This window comes from Rothia nasimurium, assembly GCF_004569295.1.
Classification (GTDB): Bacteria; Actinomycetota; Actinomycetes; order Actinomycetales; family Micrococcaceae; genus Rothia; species Rothia nasimurium_B.
The window spans coordinates 97,534-115,034 of record NZ_SPQC01000002.1 but is presented as its reverse complement, the minus strand read 5'-3'; the positions used below and the strand labels follow the sequence as shown (position 1 = coordinate 115,034).

The 17,501-nt window shown below is 61.0% G+C and carries 15 protein-coding genes and 1 pseudogene; 3 read left to right on the top strand and 13 right to left on the bottom strand.

Annotated features, from left to right (window positions below; all coding sequences use genetic code 11):
* Positions 1-116 (top strand): IS3 family transposase (locus tag E4U03_RS01150; protein WP_135011154.1); only part of this gene is annotated, 116 nt, incomplete at its 5' end.
* A 100-nt stretch (positions 117-216) separates the two neighbouring features.
* On the opposite strand, the gene ndk is transcribed toward E4U03_RS01150, so the two are convergent.
* The 5 genes from ndk to E4U03_RS01125 form a co-directional block, all read right to left on the bottom strand.
* Positions 217-633, bottom strand: a complete 417-nt coding sequence (gene ndk, locus E4U03_RS01145) for a nucleoside-diphosphate kinase (RefSeq protein ID WP_135011153.1) — start codon at positions 631-633, stop codon at positions 217-219.
* A gap of 58 nt (positions 634-691) precedes the next feature.
* Complete coding sequence (locus E4U03_RS01140; protein WP_135011164.1) at positions 692-1,129, bottom strand: DUF4233 domain-containing protein; 438 nt, start codon at positions 1,127-1,129, stop codon at positions 692-694.
* Between the two features lie 10 nt (positions 1,130-1,139).
* On the bottom strand, positions 1,140-2,564 hold the full coding sequence (locus E4U03_RS01135) for a bifunctional folylpolyglutamate synthase/dihydrofolate synthase (RefSeq protein WP_416220602.1): 1,425 nt from the start codon (positions 2,562-2,564) through the stop codon (positions 1,140-1,142).
* The gene (gene ileS / locus E4U03_RS01130; RefSeq protein ID WP_135011152.1) at positions 2,565-5,867 is read right to left on the bottom strand and encodes an isoleucine--tRNA ligase; all 3,303 of its coding nucleotides are present in this window, start codon (positions 5,865-5,867) and stop codon (positions 2,565-2,567) included. It abuts the gene before it with no gap.
* 720 nt (positions 5,868-6,587) lie between these two features.
* On the bottom strand, positions 6,588-6,848 hold the full coding sequence (locus E4U03_RS01125) for a DUF559 domain-containing protein (protein WP_135011151.1): 261 nt from the start codon (positions 6,846-6,848) through the stop codon (positions 6,588-6,590).
* 900 nt (positions 6,849-7,748) lie between these two features.
* Here E4U03_RS01125 and E4U03_RS01120 point away from each other — a divergent pair.
* Positions 7,749-8,450 (top strand): GNAT family N-acetyltransferase, encoded by a 702-nt coding sequence (locus tag E4U03_RS01120; protein ID WP_209304098.1) that lies wholly within the window; start codon positions 7,749-7,751, stop codon positions 8,448-8,450.
* Between the two features lie 65 nt (positions 8,451-8,515).
* Here the strand turns inward: E4U03_RS01120 and E4U03_RS01115 are convergent, their stop codons facing one another.
* Together E4U03_RS01115 and E4U03_RS01110 are read right to left on the bottom strand one after the other, a co-directional pair.
* Positions 8,516-9,865: a YjiH family protein gene (locus E4U03_RS01115; protein WP_228065667.1), complete on the bottom strand. Its 1,350-nt coding sequence runs from the start codon at positions 9,863-9,865 to the stop codon at positions 8,516-8,518.
* An 83-nt stretch (positions 9,866-9,948) separates the two neighbouring features.
* On the bottom strand, positions 9,949-10,485 hold the full coding sequence (locus E4U03_RS01110) for a precorrin-2 dehydrogenase/sirohydrochlorin ferrochelatase family protein (RefSeq protein ID WP_135011150.1): 537 nt from the start codon (positions 10,483-10,485) through the stop codon (positions 9,949-9,951).
* A gap of 210 nt (positions 10,486-10,695) precedes the next feature.
* On the opposite strand from E4U03_RS01110, the gene E4U03_RS01105 reads away from it, so the two are divergent.
* A complete protein-coding gene (locus E4U03_RS01105) occupies positions 10,696-11,673 on the top strand; it encodes a uroporphyrinogen-III C-methyltransferase (protein ID WP_135011149.1) in 978 nt (325 codons plus the stop codon).
* An 80-nt stretch (positions 11,674-11,753) separates the two neighbouring features.
* Here the strand turns inward: E4U03_RS01105 and E4U03_RS01100 are convergent, their stop codons facing one another.
* From E4U03_RS01100 to E4U03_RS01080, 6 genes and pseudogenes are all read right to left on the bottom strand, one after another.
* A complete protein-coding gene (locus E4U03_RS01100; protein ID WP_135011148.1) occupies positions 11,754-13,400 on the bottom strand; it encodes a nitrite/sulfite reductase in 1,647 nt (548 codons plus the stop codon).
* Between the two features lie 4 nt (positions 13,401-13,404).
* Entirely contained in the window at positions 13,405-14,043 is a 639-nt protein-coding gene (locus E4U03_RS01095; RefSeq protein ID WP_265588542.1) for a TSUP family transporter, read from the bottom strand.
* A 115-nt stretch (positions 14,044-14,158) separates the two neighbouring features.
* Positions 14,159-14,287 (bottom strand): annotated as a pseudogene (locus E4U03_RS13665) (sulfite exporter TauE/SafE family protein); the annotation flags it as partial.
* 91 nt (positions 14,288-14,378) lie between these two features.
* Complete coding sequence (locus E4U03_RS01090; protein WP_135011147.1) at positions 14,379-15,674, bottom strand: sulfate adenylyltransferase subunit 1; 1,296 nt, start codon at positions 15,672-15,674, stop codon at positions 14,379-14,381.
* Between the two features lies 1 nt (position 15,675).
* The gene (gene cysD / locus E4U03_RS01085; RefSeq protein ID WP_209304097.1) at positions 15,676-16,605 is read right to left on the bottom strand and encodes a sulfate adenylyltransferase subunit CysD; all 930 of its coding nucleotides are present in this window, start codon (positions 16,603-16,605) and stop codon (positions 15,676-15,678) included.
* Positions 16,587-17,387 (bottom strand): phosphoadenylyl-sulfate reductase, encoded by an 801-nt coding sequence (locus tag E4U03_RS01080; protein WP_135011145.1) that lies wholly within the window; start codon positions 17,385-17,387, stop codon positions 16,587-16,589. Before E4U03_RS01080 ends, cysD begins: the two co-directional genes overlap by 19 nt.
* Positions 17,388-17,501 lie beyond the last annotated feature (114 nt).

Here is a 17,501-nt window from a genome sequence, read left to right as displayed (position 1 = left end):
GTCAGGCGGTTGATGACTATATCTATTGGTATAACAACGGTAGGCTTCAGGAGCGATTAAAGGGCCTGGCTCCGATGGGGTATCGGAGCCAGGCTTTGGCAGCCCTGACGGTCTAGGATTAAACCAGTCCAACTTTCGGGGGCTAGTTCAAGTAAAAGGCCGGGGCTCTCAGTACGAGGGCCCCGGCCTTTTTGTTCTGCTCAGCGGCGGGTCTTTTTAGGCACCGAACCAGAGCGCGATTTCGCGGTCTGCTGACTCTGCTGAATCTGAACCGTGCACCAGGTTCTTCTGTACGCTCTCACCCCAGTCACGACCAAAGTCACCGCGGATGGTTCCAGGGGCAGCGGTGGTGGGGTTAGAAGATCCCATGAGAGTACGGGCGCCCTCAAGCACGCCGTTGCCCTCAAGTACTAGAGCAACCACGGGGCCTGAGCCCATGTAAGAGACCAGGGGCTCGTAGAAGGGCTTGCCCTCGTGTTCCGCATAGTGCTGCTCGAGCAGCTCACGGGAGGGAACCAGCATCTTCAACTCAGCAATGCGGTAGCCCTTACGCTCAAAACGGGCCAGCACCTGGCCGGTGAGGTTACGCTCCACGCCGTCGGGCTTGACCAGAATCAGGGTACGCTCGTTCATGACAATCTCCTTTGATAGGTCAGGGTGAGTTTTCACCCTTACCCTATCAGACACCCCGCTAGACGGGGTTAGCTTTCTCCCATTCCTCCTTCTCTTTGGCGCGGACGGCGTTCTCGGCGTCCAAGCGGGCACCGCGCGTCACCCCGTACCAGTAGGCCACAGCAAAAGCCGCTCCCACAAAGAACATGGAGGGCAGGGCAAAACCTACCAGAATCAGGGCAACCTGCAGACCGTAGCCCAGGTGGTAGCCCCAGGGCTTCTTCAGGAAGGCCGGGGTGACCAGCAGGGCTGCTGCCAGAGCCAGACCCAGTGCCCAAATGACCACCTTGCCCCAGGTGGGGTCGTTGAAGTGGTGGCCAAAGATGGCCAGGGTTGCAAAGAAGGCAACCAGAGCTTCGAGTGAGAGCACCATCGAGGTAAACATGACCTTGATAGAGCGCTGCTTTTTCGGCTGGCCCGGGCGCCATTCGCGCTGGGCGCGCGTCATTCTCGCCATCATCTCTCCTTTACAGTTCGAGCAGGATGCTAGCTTCGCCCACCACGGTGATAGAGCCGGTGACCAGTACCGCGGAGTTCAGGTTGGGCACATCGGCTGCTGCCGTCACCGCCGCGGACAGAGCATCGGGAATGTTCTCGTAGGTCTCGATGGTGTCTTCATCAAAACCAGCGTCGAGGGCCAGCTCAGCTAGCTCTTCCGGGACAATGGCACGCGGGGAGTCTGACTTGGTCAGGTGCAGTACCGTGCGCCATTCTGCCCGATCGACGTACTCGTCAAAGAGCAGGTTCAGCATGGTTGCGGCGTCCTTTTCACCCAGGATACCCACCACCAGGTGCAGTTCTTCAAAGCTGAAGGACTCCTTGAAGGCCGCTGCCGAAGCTGCCACTCCGTGGGGGTTGTGGGCGGCATCGAGCACCACGGGCGGCTCGGTGCGGGCTACCTCTAGGCGGCCCGGCGAGCGCACATCGCCAAAGGCCAGCTTGATGAGGTCGAGGCTCAGCTCCTTCTCTCCACCGCCCAAGAAGGCCTCAACCGCGGCCAGAGCCACGGCGGCGTTCTGGGCCTGGTGGGCACCAAAGAGAGGCAGGGCTATGTCTTCGTAGCGGCCAGCTAGACCCTGGATGGTGAGCAGCTGACCGCCCACACCGGCGGTGCGGTCGACAGCGCCGAACTCTACACCTTCAAAGCGGTAGTCGGCGTTGTGGGCGCGGGCGGCTTCGAGCAGGACCTGGGCGGCGGACGGGTCCTGGGCGGCGGAGATGAGGAAGCCGCCGTCCTTAATAATCCCTGCCTTCTCACCGGCAATCTCGGCGAGGGTCTCCCCCAGCATGTCGGTATGGTCCAGGCCGATGGGGGTAACCACCGATACGGTAGCGTCGGCGACGTTGGTGGCGTCCCAGGAGCCCCCAATACCCACCTCAAGCACCATCACATCCACCGGCTCGTCGGCAAAAATCGCAAAAACCAGGATGGTGAGGGCTTCAAAGTAGGTGATGCGGGGGGAATCGGCTGCCTCAAGTTCAGCGTCCACAATCTGCAGGTAGGACTGAATCTCGCCCCAGATACGCACAAAGGTGGAATCTGCCACGGGCGCCCCGTCAATCGAGATCCGCTCGGTGACCTTGGAAATATGGGGGCTGGTGTAGCGGCCCACACGGATGTCGTGCGCCATGAGCAGGCGCTCGATCATGCGGGCGGTTGAGGTTTTGCCGTTGGTGCCGGTGATGTGGATGACCGGGGCTGCCTTGTTGGGTTCGCCCAGAATTTCCACGGCGCGGGTCATCGCGTCAAGGCGGGGGGCCATCTTGTGCTCGGGGGCACGAGCCAGCAGGTCGGCGTAGACCGAGGCTACGCCGAGGGCGTCGTCAGCACGAGCGCCCTCGGCAGCAATCTCGGCAAACACGGGGTCAAGCTCCATGTTGTCCTTGGTCATTTATGCCTTCTTCACGGTCGCTGAGAATTCAGCGCCCTCGAGGTAGGTCACGGCCACAGCCAGGGTCTCACCGGCCACCAGTTCCTCGTGCTTCTTGATAGCTTCGAGGTCAGCGGCGGGGGCAGTGATGGTCAGCTCGATACGGTCAGCGACGTTGAGGCCGGTGTCCTTACGCTCGGACTGGATGGCGCGGACGGCGTCGCGGGCAGTACCCTCGGCGCGTAGCTCGTCGGTGAGGGTGGTGTCGAGTACCAGGAAGCCGCCGCCGGGCAGAACCGAGACGGCGCGCTCTGCGGCGCCGTCGGTTTCTGCGACCACGGTTTCAAGCTCGTACTCGCCCGGTTCCAGAGTCATGTTGTCGGCACCAACCACAACGGTGCTGTCCTCGGTGACCCTCCAGTCCCCGCTCTTAGAAGCCTTGATGGCAACCTGCACCTGCTTGCCCAGACGGGGGCCTGCGGCACGGGCATTGACCTTGAGCTGCTGGGAGATACCGAAGTCAGCAGGAGCCACCTCGGCAGCGTCCAGAAGCTCAACCGCCTTGATGTTGAGCTCATCAGCGATGATTGATTCGAAGGTACCGGCCAGGTCCTTGCCACCGGCAACCGCCACGGTCAGGGCAGCCAGGGGCTGGCGCACGCGCAGCTTGTGGGCCTTACGCAGGGCAGAACCTGCAGAAGCGACAGCGCGGGTGGTCTCCATCAGGGCCAGCAGCTCAGCCTCGTCCTTGAAATCCGCAGGTGAGGGCAGGTCGGTGAGGTGAACCGAACGCTCCCCGGTCAGGCCGCGGTAGATTTCTTCGGTGGTCAGGGGCAGCAGGGGGGCCGCCATCTTCACGAAAGTCACCAGGGCGGTGTAGAGCACATCGAAGGCCGCAGTGTCTTCGTTGAAGAAGCGCTCGCGGGAGCGGCGCACATACCAGTTGGTCAGGGCGTCGGTGTAGGTGCGCAGGGCCTCGCAGGCGGCAGATACATCGTAGGCGTCCATGGCCTCGGTGACCTCGGCAACCAGCTGACGGGTCTTACCCAGGATGAAGCGGTCCATCACGTGCTCGGCCTCGGTGACCAGCTTGGCCTCGTAGCCTGCACCGCCGTTGGCAGCGTTGGTGTAGAGGGCGAAGAAGTGGTAGACGTTCCACAGGGGCAGCATGACCTGGCGGACACCCTCGCGGATACCCTGCTCGGTCACAATTAGGTTGCCGCCGCGCAGAATCGGGGACGACATCAGGAACCAGCGCATGGCGTCCGAACCGTCTCGATCCAGTACCTCGGAGACGTCCGGGTAGTTGCGCAGGGACTTAGACATCTTCTGACCGTCTGAGCCCAGTACGATACCGTGGGCAATGACGTTCTCAAAGGCGGTGCGGTCGAAGAGGGCGGTGGCCAGAATGTGCATGGTATAGAACCAGCCGCGGGTCTGACCGATGTACTCAACGATGAAGTCTGCCGGGTAGTGGGCCTCGAACCACTCCTTGTTGTCGAAGGGGTAGTGGAACTGGGCGAAGGGCATAGAACCGGAGTCGAACCAAACGTCCAGCACGTCCTCCACACGGCGCATGGTGGACTTGCCGGTGGGGTCATCCGGGTTGGGTCGGGTCAGCTCGTCGATGTAGGGGCGGTGCAGGTCGACTTCGCCGTCCTTGTTCAGTGGTAGGCAGCCGAAGTCGGCTTCCAGCTCAGCCAGGGAGCCGTAGACGTCGGTGCGGGGGTAGTTGGGGTCATCAGAGACCCAGACCGGAATCGGGGAGCCCCAGAAGCGGTTACGCGAGATGGACCAGTCGCGGGCGTTCTCAACCCACTTGCCGAACTGGCCGTGCTTGACGTTCTCGGGGATCCAGTTGATGTCCTCATTCAGCTCGCTCATGCGGCCCTTGAAGTCGGTCACGCGCACATACCAGGAGGTGATGGCGCGGTAGACCAGAGGGGTGCGGCAGCGCCAGCAGTGGGGGTAGGAGTGAACGTAAGACTTCTCGCGAATCAGCACACCGTCTACCTTGAGGGTGTTGATGATGGTGCGGTTAGCCTCGAAAATCTGGACGCCGGCAATCTCAGCCAGGGGGGCACCGTCGGCCAGGGAAGAGTCGGCGAAGAGGTCCAGGAACTTGGCGCCCTCGTCGATGGACAGAATCACGGGGATGCCGTAACCCTCACAGACCTTCTGGTCGTCCTCACCGTAGGCGGGTGCCTGGTGGACCAGGCCGGTACCGTCGGTGGTGGTCACGTAGTCGGCCACCAGAATCTGCCAGGCCTTCTCGGTGCCGAACTTTTCTGCGTCGGTGAAGTAGCCCCATAGGGGTGCGTAGCGCACGCCTTCGAGCTGGGTGCCGGTGTAGGTGGCAAGGACGGCCTCGTGGGCGGCGTCCGCGGGATTTTCAGCCTCCCCGTAGCCCAGGTCCTTGGCGTACTCGCCCAGTAGGTCGGCAGCCAGCAGGAAGCGGCGTCCTTCTAGCTCACCGGCGCCGGGCACAACGACATAGCTGATTTCGGGGCCAGCGGCCAGAGCCTGGTTGGTGGGCAGGGTCCAGGGGGTGGTGGTCCAGGCCAGGGCCTCAACACCGGCCAGGTCGGCAGCAACCTCGGGGTGCTTAGCCAGGCTAGCGTCGTCGGTGATGCGGAAAGCCACGGTGACGGACGGGTCCTGACGCTCCTTGTAGACGTCATCGTCCATACGCAGCTCGTGGTTGGACAGCGGGGTTTCGTCCTTCCAGCAGTAGGGCAGCACGCGGAAGCCCTCGTAGGTCAGGCCCTTATCGTGCAGCTGCTTGAAGGCCCAGATGACGGACTCCATGTACTCCACGTTCAGGGTCTTGTAGTCGTTCTCGAAGTCCACCCAGCGGGCCTGTCGGGTAACGTACTCTTCCCATTCCTTGGTGTACTTGAGCACCGAGGCTCGGGCAGCGTCGTTGAAGTTGTCGATACCCATCTCGATGATCTGCTGCTTATCGGTCATGCCCAGCTGCTTCATGGCTTCAAGCTCTGCGGGCAGGCCGTGGGTATCCCAGCCGAAGCGGCGCTCGACCTTGTGACCGCGCTGGGTCTGGTAGCGGGCAACCAGATCCTTGACGTAGCCGGTCAGCAGGTGGCCGTAGTGGGGCAGACCGTTAGCAAAGGGAGGGCCGTCGTTGAAGACGAACTCGTTGGCGCCATTCTCGCCGGCGTCGCGGTTATCGATGGAGGCCTGGAAGGTGTCGTCCTTCTTCCAGTAGTCCAGCACTGCTTCTTCGAGTGCGGGGAAAGAGGGGGAAGCGGCCACAAAACTGGCTCCGCTTGCGCTTGCCTTGGGGTAAACAGGCTTGTTGGTCATGGTTGCGCCCTTAGGTTCTTGTCTGCCTAGTACTTGGGGTGCAAGGACGCCTGCCCTCCCCCGTCCGCTCGACGGGTAAGGAACCTGCGCGGTACCACCTTGCTTACGTCAACCGGCCCGACCCCACCCCGAGCCGCACCGGAAAAGTGCGGGCGGGTATGGGTCTGCGCCGGGGCAACCTACCGTCTCGTGAGATGAGGTAGATTGCGCCCAGCGCAGGGTCGAACCGTTTATCAGTCGCTTCATGACAGCTGTTTCGGGCTTACCCGTCCGGGTCTACTGGGGCTATATCTATTCCGCGCACTCCCCTCGTCGCAACGAATTACGGGGGTGTGCAGGTACAGCCTGTTCTTCCGGATTGCTCGCCGGTGATAGCCGGGTCATTGCAACTGTTACCTATTTTAGGGGCAGGGGCGGTGGCTGTCTAACGGGTTTTTTGCTTTTCTGGCAGGCGCCTGCCGGGCCGGGGCGTGAATTACAGGCGTGTGAGCACAAGATGTAGTGCAGGTGCGGACGCCCCGCCCCAAGATAGCGGATTACCGCCAGCTGGCAGGGTGAGCAGGGGAACCTAAATTACAATTCTTGCCCCCGCCCCTGTACTCGCCTTCGGGTCGCACCTACCTGCGGGCGGCGTCCGCACACCTCTTCCTTTCACGAGTGCCTACCAGACTCTCAAAGTGCTTATTCCCCTGATGGACGCTCCGAGAGTCTGGTGGACCCTTAGAGGCGGCGGGCACGGCTGAAAGCTCGCTCCATCTTAGTTTTGAGCTCGTGCGGACGCCTGGTGAGCTCGTCCCACGTTACTCGAACCACATCCCACCCCTGCCCCCGTAAGAGAGCCTCACGTTCGTTCTGCCGCCCAAAAACGTCCTCACGCTCACCAAACTGGGTGTATTTGATCTGCCCATCAAACTCAACGATGATTTTGAAATCTGGCCAGGCAAAATTTACCCTGAACTGCTGCCCATATACCCCAATCACGTGCTGCTCAACAGGCCGAGGCAAACCACACCTCATCAAGAAAAGCCGCAGCAGACTCTCCCCCGGTGACTCGCTGAGAGGGCTTACGATGTCTGCAATTATGCGAGCCTGCACAGAACCACGACCAGACAGCCCCCGTAAGGCCTGGGCCAGTTTTTGGTACTCAATCTTCCGCAAAGAACTATCCGCAAGCACAAGTGCCTCTTCGAATTTCATCACCCTCATACAGTGGAGAACCGTATCGAGCGGTGCGGTTACATCTACACCTAAACTTTTCTCGGTTTCGTACCGGCTGTTTCTATGCCGCACAATCCGTGGTGAAGGGGTACCGTGTGCCTGACCCACTGTATGGATAGCAGTCGGTATATGGAGTAGCCACATGCCGTGTAGTGCTGCCGCTGAATGGTGGGATAGCACCGAGGTTTTGAGCCTACTTCTGCCATACCCGATGACACGGGCCAGATACTGCTGACTAGGGTAAAGCTGAGAGTGGAAACCACTTTCCATATAGCTTCCGCAGCCAAGCCGCTGGTACTCGCCGCGAGCGACCGCGCGAGCGAGGGCGTCCTTGTTCATGCCTCGTGCGAATAGCTCCTGTGTGGTCTGCACAGCCATAGCAATTTCTTCTGGAGTTTTCATGGTTAGATTGTGCGCTGAGCCTGGCAAATTTCGCCAGATAGGCACCTCCTGTGGATAGCGCTTTGCGCACCAGTGCACGGTGAGCGCGTTTAAAACGGTGCAGCCGTGACGCAGTATGACGCAGCTGAGCTAAGTGTCCACAAGAATCTTGCACCGCCCATTTGAGACATAAGCACTACGAGAGTCTGGTGGACACTCAAGATGAATATGCCCCCTGATACGCCGCTAGACTTGGGTTCAAGCACTACCCAGGAGAACCCCATGCCCCTCATTAATGTCTCGTACGCATCTACTCGGTCAGATGAGAAGAAGACCGAGCTGATTGCTGAACTCACCCGAACCTATGCCCGGGTGATGGGTGCCAAGGAAAGCTCGGTGTGGGTTGTCCTGAACGAGGTTCCGCACACCGATTGGGGTGTGGGTGGCCAGCCGCTAGCAGAGCTTGACGCGGCAGCAGCTCACCAGCAGGACGCCCGTGTTGAGATTCGCCAGGCACAGCAGGAAGATCTGCCCGCCCTTGCAGCCATTGAGGCCGAGTGCTTCCCGGCAGCTGAAGCAGCGAGCGAGAGCGACCTACGGGCCAGGTTTGAGGTTTTTGGGGAGCATTTCTGGGTACTTGAAGCTGACGACGAAGTTGTTGCCTTTATCGACGGGCTGGTAACCGACTCCCCCGTTATCTTTGATGACCTCTACGAGAGCCCCCAGGCCCATACTCGGCACGGGGCTTACCAGACGGTGTTTGGCATCAACACCCGCCCGGCCTACCGGGGCCGGGGGTACGCGTCCGCCCTGATAGAGAAGCTCATCGACCAGGCACGAAATCAGGGGCGTACAGGGGTGATTCTTACCTGCAAGAAGGAGCTGATTAGCTTCTATGAGAAACTCGGCTTTGAGCTTGACGGGGTTTCAGAATCAACCCACGGCGGCGCTATCTGGCACGACATGACCCTGCACCTGCGCTAAGCACAGACGCCCGCCCCACCTAGCGCAGGTGGGGCGGGCGATTGTGTGTATAGGCTAGCTAAGCATTACAGAAGCAGATGGGCAACCAGTGCGGTGAGCACAATTGACAGCACCACCCGTTCAAACCAAATCACCGTCAGCTGCCAGAAGCTCACAGGAATCTCCGTTGCCAAAATTGATGGAACCATAGCTGAAAGAAAGATAACCGCCGAGACACAGACAACCGCAATGATAAAGCGGGTGGAAAGGTCAGCTTCAGGACCGATTGCAGAGGCAGGAAGGAACATCTCTACATATCCCAGTGCAATTGCTTTACCAGCACCTGCCGGATCAGCCATGCCAGCTACCCAGGTAAAGGGGTAGAGCAACCAGCCCACCCAGTCAAAGAGCGGGGTATGACGGCCCAGCAAAATGCCGATGAGGCCCACCGACATGATTGACGGAAGGATAGAGGAAGCCATCACAAGGCCGTCTTTGAAATTGATCCACATGGTTGCAAATACGCCGGGTGAGGCCTGCAGAGTAGCTCGCGCCTGAGCCCACGCCACCTTGAATTTATCGCGCCCTACCGATTTTTCAGGCTGGGGCGTGACACCTGGGTAGTACTCATCAGGAATTCGAGAGAGCGGCGGAATACGAACCAGCACAGCAGTCACCAGATAGGTAACAACCAGGCTGGTAAAGAAGTAAAGAAGCCAGTAGTCCATCAGGTTGAGGGCGTTCGCAACAACCACCATAAAAGTGACAGATACGGTTGAGAAACCCACGGCGATGATAGCGGCCTCTTTAGCGGTGTACCCTCCAGATTTATAGACACGGTTGGTCAACAGCAGACCCAGCGAGTAGGAGCCAACGAAGCTGGCCACAGCGTCAACCGCTGAACGTCCGGGTGTTTTCCAGACCGGCTTCATGACGGGGCGAACGAAAACGCCGATAAATTCCATGAGGCCAAACCCAATGAGGAACCCAAGGAAGATTGCGCCGATAGGCACAATGAGGCCCACCGACCCTACTAGAGTCCCCCAGAGGAAGGGTCCAACACCGGGCTGGTCTAGCCAGCTGGGCGGGCTGGTCACCATGAGGACGGCGGCGATCAAACCCACGATGTTAAGAAAAGCGAAGATGGTTTTGGTGGTGCTCGCCCTCCACGCACCCTGAAGGAATGGGCGGACGGTGCCGAAAGCAATGAGCCCAAGGAGCAACCAGGGCACCACCGGGCCGAGTAAGGTCCGGACGATGGTAACCAGGTGGTCCAGAGGGATACTGGTTTTGCCCTGGTAAGTAACTGGGATGAAGAACATAAAGATGCCGAGAGCGGAGCAGGCGATGAGTTTAAAGGAGTCTTTACCCGCACCCGGCCTGCTTACGGTATCGATAGCGGCAGTGGGCTCCTGGCTCCACGACTGCATAGACATAGTGACCTCCACACCTAAGTGGTTGTATATACATTGCAGTCAGCCTACCAAGTTGTGTGCCGCGTGTCACTATTTTTATTTGATTATTTCCAGCCTAAAGCCTCAACGACGCGATCCAGCAGGGCAAGCGCTCGCCGCGGGTTACCCCCGCCAGAAACAGCCACCAGTTCATCGCCCCGCCTGCGGTGGGCCAACGACCAGACTGGGGATTCCTGCGACGACCGTCCCACTAGGCACCAGATTCCTCGCTCTTCACAGAGCTCAGCGACCCGTGCGTTGAGGTCCGGCGAGTCCGTGAGCGCGTAGACCAGCCAGGCGCCGGTAAGATCTTGGGGAGTAAAAGGACGCCGGTGGACAACAAGGCTCCCTTCAGCCAGCAGGTTTTCCAGGCGAGAATCAAGAGAAGGAGCCACCGCCTCAATCCGAGCCCCAGCCTCAATGAGGGGGCCCACCTTCCGGGCAGCGACCTGCCCCGCCCCGACAAGGAGGACCCGGCGTCCGCGCAAATCAAGGGCTACCGGCAGCCGCTGCGGCGCCAAACCTATCCCGTCTCGATTACGGAACCTTCTTGCTAGTTGATGCCATTGTGCGCCCACAAAGTCTCCCTGCTCTCGATTCATACCCCGGGCTTTCCTTCCCTACCCTACAGCGCTTCTTCCAAGAACCCCCTGCGATTTCAGTTTGCCGGCACACGCAGGCTAGCTACCGCCGTGTGACCTCGTGTGACGAAGTTTTAATGCTCTGATTCATGCGAGGTCACGCAAGTGGGTGAAGCTGCCCGCCCCGTGTGAGGATGAAGGATAACAAGTTTTCTAGGGAGAGGACACGGCGTGTTCACTGACCATGATGTCACCAGTGCCGCGGTGATGCTCTGCGGAGCATCGGAGCGAGTGGGGCAGGTCGTGCCTAAGTATAAGGCGGCTGCTGAGGTCATGAGTGTCTACTCTGCTGACCTGCTTCCCTCTGTACTAGAAGATATCTCCCCCTCTGTGGTGGTTATCTGTGCCGAGCAGCCTGAAGAGATTGGGAACTGGCGGCAGGCGGTCAAGTCCGCTCTCGGCAGCAGGGGCCTGTACGCACTCCTTCTTGTAGATAGCGAACCGGCGCCCCAGCAGGTCGGCAGGGTCTTTTTGATTGGGGCTGGCCCCGGCGATCCCGGCCTTATGACCCGCCATGCCCTTGAGGCACTGAGTCGGGCGGACGTCGTCCTACTTGACCATCTAGCTCCCCACCAAGACCTGCCCCGCTGGGCACCTAAGGCTGACATCATCGATGTGGGCAAGATTCCTGGCCAGCACCGGGTGCCGCAGCGAAAGATTGACCGGCTCATGGTTGAGCACGCCCTCGCTGGTCGAACCGTGGCCCGTCTGAAGGGCGGTGACCCCTATGTCTTCGGGCGCGGTGCTGAGGAGCTCTATGTCTGTGAGCAGTCCGGTATACCGGTCACGGTGTATTCGGGGGTGACCTCATCGATTGCGTTGCCCGCTCTGGCCGGTGTGCCGATTACCCTGCGCGGTGTGTCCCACATGTTTACCGTGGTGTCTGGGCACGCACCTTTGGGCAGCTCGGAGCTGGACCAGCTAGCGGGTCTACTCAAGGACGAGCGCGGGGTGCCGGCGTCCTTGCCTCTGATTGCGGTGCAGGACGGCTTCCGCCCCAACCAGCGCGAGGTATACGCAACCTTGGGTGACTGCCTCGAAACACTGGCCGACGTGAAGCCACCTGCTGTGATTACCCTGGGCGAGGTGTGTGCGGTGGCCGGTCCCCGCCGCGAAGAGGTCATGGCAAAGGCTTTTGAGACCCACTAGGCAGCAGCTGCCACAGCAACTTTACAAGCCGGAGCCGACATCCTAGTACCAAATTCGACTCCGGGCCCGAGTCCGAGTCCTTAGCGTTCAAGGTAATCTTCTAGCAGGTCAGCCTCTACCTTGAGACCGCGCACGGTGCGGCCGAGGGTACCGGCGGCGTCATTCTGGTAGTCGGCCAGTCCGCCACCAAGGTGAACCTGAAAGCCGGGTACCTGGCGGCCGTCATCGGTGGTAATGAGCTGCCCCTTCAGCCCGATATCTGCGGTCTGAATACGGGCGCAGGAGTTGGGGCAGCCGTTGATATGCAAGGTCAGGCGGGCAGGTAGCTGGTCAGCCACATCGGCCATGCGCTCTTCGAGGTTATCGATGACGCGGGCGGCAGTGAACTTGGTCGCCACGATAGCCAGCTTGCAATACTCGATGCCGGTGCAGGCGATGGTGGAGCGGCGGAAGACGGACGGACGCGCGTAGAAGCCCAGCTTCTCGGCTTCAGTGATGAAGCGTTCAACATCATCTTCTTCGATGTCGAGCACAACCAGCTTCTGGTAAGGGGTGGTGCGCAGATGCGAAGAGCCGTACTTTTCGACCAGGTTGGCTAGGTCAATGAGCTGGCTGCCGCTGATGCGCCCCACGGTGGGGGTCAGGCCGATGTAGAACTTGCCGTCCTTCTGAGCGTGTACTCCCACGTGGTCGCCGGTGACGGCGGGGGTCTCGGGGGCGGGGCCGTCGGGCAGGGCATAGCCCAGGTATTCTTCTTCCAGTACCTGCCGGAATTTCTCTACGCCCCAGTCAGCGACCAGGAACTTGAGGCGGGCCTTGTTGCGCAGGCGGCGGTAGCCGTAGTCGCGGAAGATGGAGATGACGCCCTTCCAGACCTCCACGGCCTGGTCCTGGGTGACGAAGACCCCCAGGCGCTCTGCAAGCTTGGGGTTAGTGGAAAGACCGCCGCCGACCCACAGGTCATAGCCGACGCCCAGTTCCGGGTGGGTAACGCCAACGAATGCTACGTCGTTGATTTCGTGGACGACGTCCTGACTGGGGTGGCCTGTGAAGCAGGTCTTGAACTTACGCGGCAGGTTAGAGAAGGCGGGATCGCCGATGTACTTTTCTTTAATCTCACGAATCACCGGGGTGGGGTCGATGAGTTCGTCAGCGGCAATTCCTGCCAGGGGTGAGCCCAGAATGACGCGGCCTACGTCGCCACAGGCCTCGGTGGTGTCGAGCCCCACCTCTGCCAGGCGGCGCCAGATTTCGGGTACGTCTTCTACCTGTACCCAGTGCAGCTGCACGTTCTGGCGGTCGGTCACGTCGGCGGTATCGCGGGCAAATTCTCGGGAGATTTCACCGATCACGCGGGTCTGCTCGGTGGTGAGCTGGCCGGAGTCGATGCGCACACGTAGCATGAAGTACTTGTCTTCGAGTTCTTCGGGGCTCAGGGTTGCGGTCCGGCCGCCGTCGATACCCTGCTTGCGCTGGGTGTAAAGACCCCACCAGCGGAAACGGCCGTGCAGGTCATCCGAGTCGATGGAATCAAACCCTTCCTTGGAGTAGGTGTCGATGATGCGTTCGAGTACGTGCAGTCCGTCATCTGCCAGCTTGAATTCTTCGTTGGCGTTGAGCGGGGTTTTGCCGTCGATTTTCCACTGGCCGTTGGGCTTCTTAGAGACGGGTTTACGGCGGGCCGGTGCGGCTGCCTGGTCAGGGCGGGCGGTGAGGGTCTTAGCCATAGGTTTAGTCTTTCGTGCGTGTGGTGCTGGTGGCGAGGGGCTGATGCGAAGGTTCGATAGTTTCGCTGTAGCCGGTGGGGCGGCTGAGGGTGAGGTTTCGGCTCCGCAGCACTCCTCGGGTGCTCAGGGCCAGCCCGGTCAGGGCTGCTCCCAGGGTGAGCGGCAGGCTGTAGGGAGCCAGGGCTGGTACGAGGCCGGTGAGGTAGGGCAGATGGGTGACGACAAGGCAGGTGCCCACGAACCCGCCGAGGGCGGTGGGGTTGATGCGGGTGACCAGCCAGGCTGCTACGGGAGCGGCGAGGACGCCACCGGCCAGCAGGGCAAGGACGGCGAGCAGGTGCTCGGTGAGGTCCTGCCACATTCCCAGGATAAAGCCCAGGCTGGCGGCCAGGGTGACCAGGAATTCGGCGGTATTAACCGTGCCCACAATACGGCGGGGTTCGGTTTTGCCGATGGTCATGAGGGTTGAGCTGGTGACCGGGCCCCAGCCTCCCCCACCGGCGGCGTCCACGAATCCACCGAAGAGCCCGAGGAAGCCGAGCGTGCAGGGGTTGGCAGGAGCACCGGTACCGCGAGCGGTACGGCGACCGGTAGAGAAGCGGAGTACCAGGTTGATGCCGATGAGGGTCAAGATAGTTGCCATGACCGGCTTGGCGGTAGCCAGGGAGAGGTTGGAGAGCAGGGTCGCTCCTGCAAAAGGCTCCTACCGCGCCCGGCAGGCCCAGTCGCAGCACGACCTTCCAGTCGATGTTGTTGAACCGCCAGTGGCTGACGCCCGAGGCGAGAGTGGTGCCGAGTTCTGCCACATGAACAACTGCGGACGCGCTGGCTGGGTTCATCGCGGCGAGGGTGAGGAGCAGGGTGGTTGAGGTGACTCCGAAGCCCATGCCGAGGCTGCCGTCAACGAGTTGTGCGAGCAGACCGCCCAGGGCGATGAGTAGTAGTTTGTTCATGGTGGTGTTCGTTCTGTGAGGGCCGCTAGCGGACGAGACCTGCGGCTAAGGTGTTGCCGTCTGCCTGGTTGATGAGTAGCAGGGAGCCCACCAGTCCGCGCCCGGTGTAGGGTTCGATGGGTAGGTCTTCTGCCAGTTGCAGGGTGACGGTGGCGATGTCGTTGAGTTCAACTGCTTCGCCGGGGTGCTCTTGGTTGGTGTCGATATAGAGGATGGAGTCGATGGAGGTGAGGCGGGCCCGCACCAGGGAGGTGCCGTAGCGCAGCTTGACTTTGGAACCCGGGCGCAGCGGGGTATCGGCTAGGCCTACCAGGGTGGCGGTAAGTTCCCGGCTACCTTCGGGGCGGTCGGCACCGGCAATGAGGTCACCGCGGGAGAGGTCGATATCGTCTGCCAGGCGCACCACGATGGAGTCTCCTATGGTGGCAGTGGTTGCCGCCCCGTCTGCGGTATCGATGTGGGTGACGGTGCTGGTTCGGCCCTGCCCCAGGTGCACGGTGTCGCCCACACCCAGGTGACCGGCGGTGATACGCCCGGCATAACCCCGGTAGTCGGTGCCCTGGGGGCGAATCACATACTGGATGGGCAGGCGCAGGCCAAGGCCTGACTCCTGCTCAGCAACGTCGACGGTTTCGAGGTAGCGCAGCACGGTCGGGCCGGTATACCAGGGGGTGTTGGCAGAAGGTTCCACCACGTTATCCCCCTTCAGGGCGCTAATAGGGATCACGGTTACCTCAGCGACCCCCTTAGCCTGCGCCAAAGCCGTGAACTCTTCGCTGATCTGCTCAAAGACGTCCTGAGAATAATCCACCAGGTCAATCTTGTTGACCGCCAGCACCACCTGACGAACACCGAGCAGGGAGGCGACCGTCAGGTGGCGGCGGGTCTGGGTGACCACGCCGTGGCGGGCGTCCACCAGCAGCACTACTACCTGGGAGGTTGAAACACCGGTGACGGTATTGCGGGTGTACTGCACGTGCCCCGGGGTATCAGCCAGAATGAAGGTTCGCTCGGCGGTGGAGAAGTACCGGTAGGCCACATCGATGGTGATGCCCTGTTCGCGTTCGGCACGCAGACCGTCGACTAGCAGGGAGAGGTCAAGGCCCTCGTGTCCGCGCTCGCGGCTGGTGCGTTCTACGGCTAAGAGCTGGTCAGCAAGGACGCTCTTGGTGTCGTGGAGCAGGCGGCCCACGAAGGTTGATTTGCCGTCATCAACGCTGCCTGCGGTGCACAGGCGCAGGGTTTGGCGGGTTGCGAGCTGGGCGGACGCCGGTGAACCGGTTGCCGCCTCGCTGTCGGTGGGATGGGTGAGCAGGGTCATCTTAGAAGTAACCTTCCTTCTTGCGGTCTTCCATGGCGGATTCGCTGAGGCGGTCGTCCGCTCGGGTTGCGCCGCGTTCGGTCAGGGTTGAAGTAGAGATTTCGGTGATGATGTCGTGCACCGTGCTTGCTTCTGAGAGCACAGCGCCGGTACAGCTCATATCGCCGACGGTGCGGTAGCGTACCCGGCGGGTTTCGATGGGTTCGCCCTTGGTGGGGCCGCCCCATTCCCCTGCGGTGAGCCACATGCCGTCGCGGTTGAAGACTTCACGGTCGTGGGCGAAGTAGATGGGGGGCAGTTCGATGTCGCGGGCGCCGATGTATTCCCAGATGTCGGCTTCTGTCCAGTTGGAGATGGGGAAGACGCGAATGTTTTCGCCGGGTAGGTGGCCGCCGTTGTAGAGGTTCCACAGTTCGGGGCGCTGGCGGCGTGGGTCCCAGCCGCCAAAGGAATCGCGGACCGAGAAGATGCGCTCTTTCGCGCGGGCTCGTTCTTCATCACGGCGGGCCCCGCCGAGTACGGCATCGTAGCCCTGCTCTTCGATTGTTTCGACCAGGGGGACGGTCTGGAGCGGGTTACGGGTGCCGTCGGGGCGTTCCTGGAGTTCGCCTCGGTCAATCCAGTCCTGCACCTTCGCTACGCGCAGGCGAGCACCGGTACGCTCAACCAGGCGGTCGCGGAAATCCAGGACTTCGGGGAAGTTATGGCCGGTATCAACGTGAAGCAGCTCGAAAGGAACCGGGGCAGGGGCAAAAGCACGGCGGGCTAGCTCGTAGACAACCACGGAATCCTTGCCGCCTGAGAACAGCAGAGCAACCTTGTCGAACTGGCCGGCGACTTCGCGCAGGATATGAATCGACTCGTTCTCTAGGTCTTTGAGGTGGGGTGAGAGGGTTGCTGATGTAGTGGTGCTCATGTATGTAGTCCGCATTCTGTCTTGGTGAATCCTGCCCAGCGTCCGCTGCGAGGGTCCTGTCCCGCTTCTACTTTGGCGGTACAGGGGGCGCAGCCGATGGAGGGGTAGCCTGCCTTGGTCAGAGGGTGAACAATCAGCTGGTTGTCTTCGATGTGCCGGTCGGTTTCCTCGAGGGTCCAGGTGACCAGGGGCGATATTTTCAGACGGCCGTTGGCGTCAAGGTCAAGGGCCGGGGTGGTAGCGCGCAGCGGTGAATCGGCCCGGCGCAGGCCCGTAATCCAGCCGGTATAGGGAGCCATGGACGCTGCCAGCGGCTCGACCTTACGCATACGGCAGCAGGCGGCGGGGTCGCTGCCGTAAAGGTTGATGCCGTAGCGGGCGTCCTGCTGCCCCACGGTCAGCAGGGGCTCAGCCCTGACCAGGGTCTGCGGGTAGCGGTCCTCAACCTGCTGGGCAACGTCCAGGGTTTCGGGAAAGTGATAGCCGGTATCGAGGAAGAGGAAATCCGAGTCGGGGAGGTAGCGGCTTGCCAGCTCAGCCAGCACGGTGTTTTCCATCGAGAGGGTGACGACCAGCCTGCCACTCACGTGCTCATGGGCCCAGGTCAGGATTTCTTCGGCGCTCGCGTCGTAGAGCTCGGCCGCATACCGGTCAACGAGTTCTCGGTTAGCCTCTTGCTCGGCGGCAGAGAGCTGAGCCGGTTCAGCAGTGCCTTCCGGGCTGATCGCGGGGTCTTGCAGCGGTGCGGCCAGCGAGCCAACACCAAAGTTTTTAAAGCTCACGGGTGAGGGTGCCATGGCGCTCCTTTCACAACAGTTCTTCGGGTGAATTGTTTGAAAGTCTAGGCTTATGGGGGCAGGGTGGTCGAGTTATTTCATGGGTCAGGTCACGGGGAGACATCTTTACGTCAC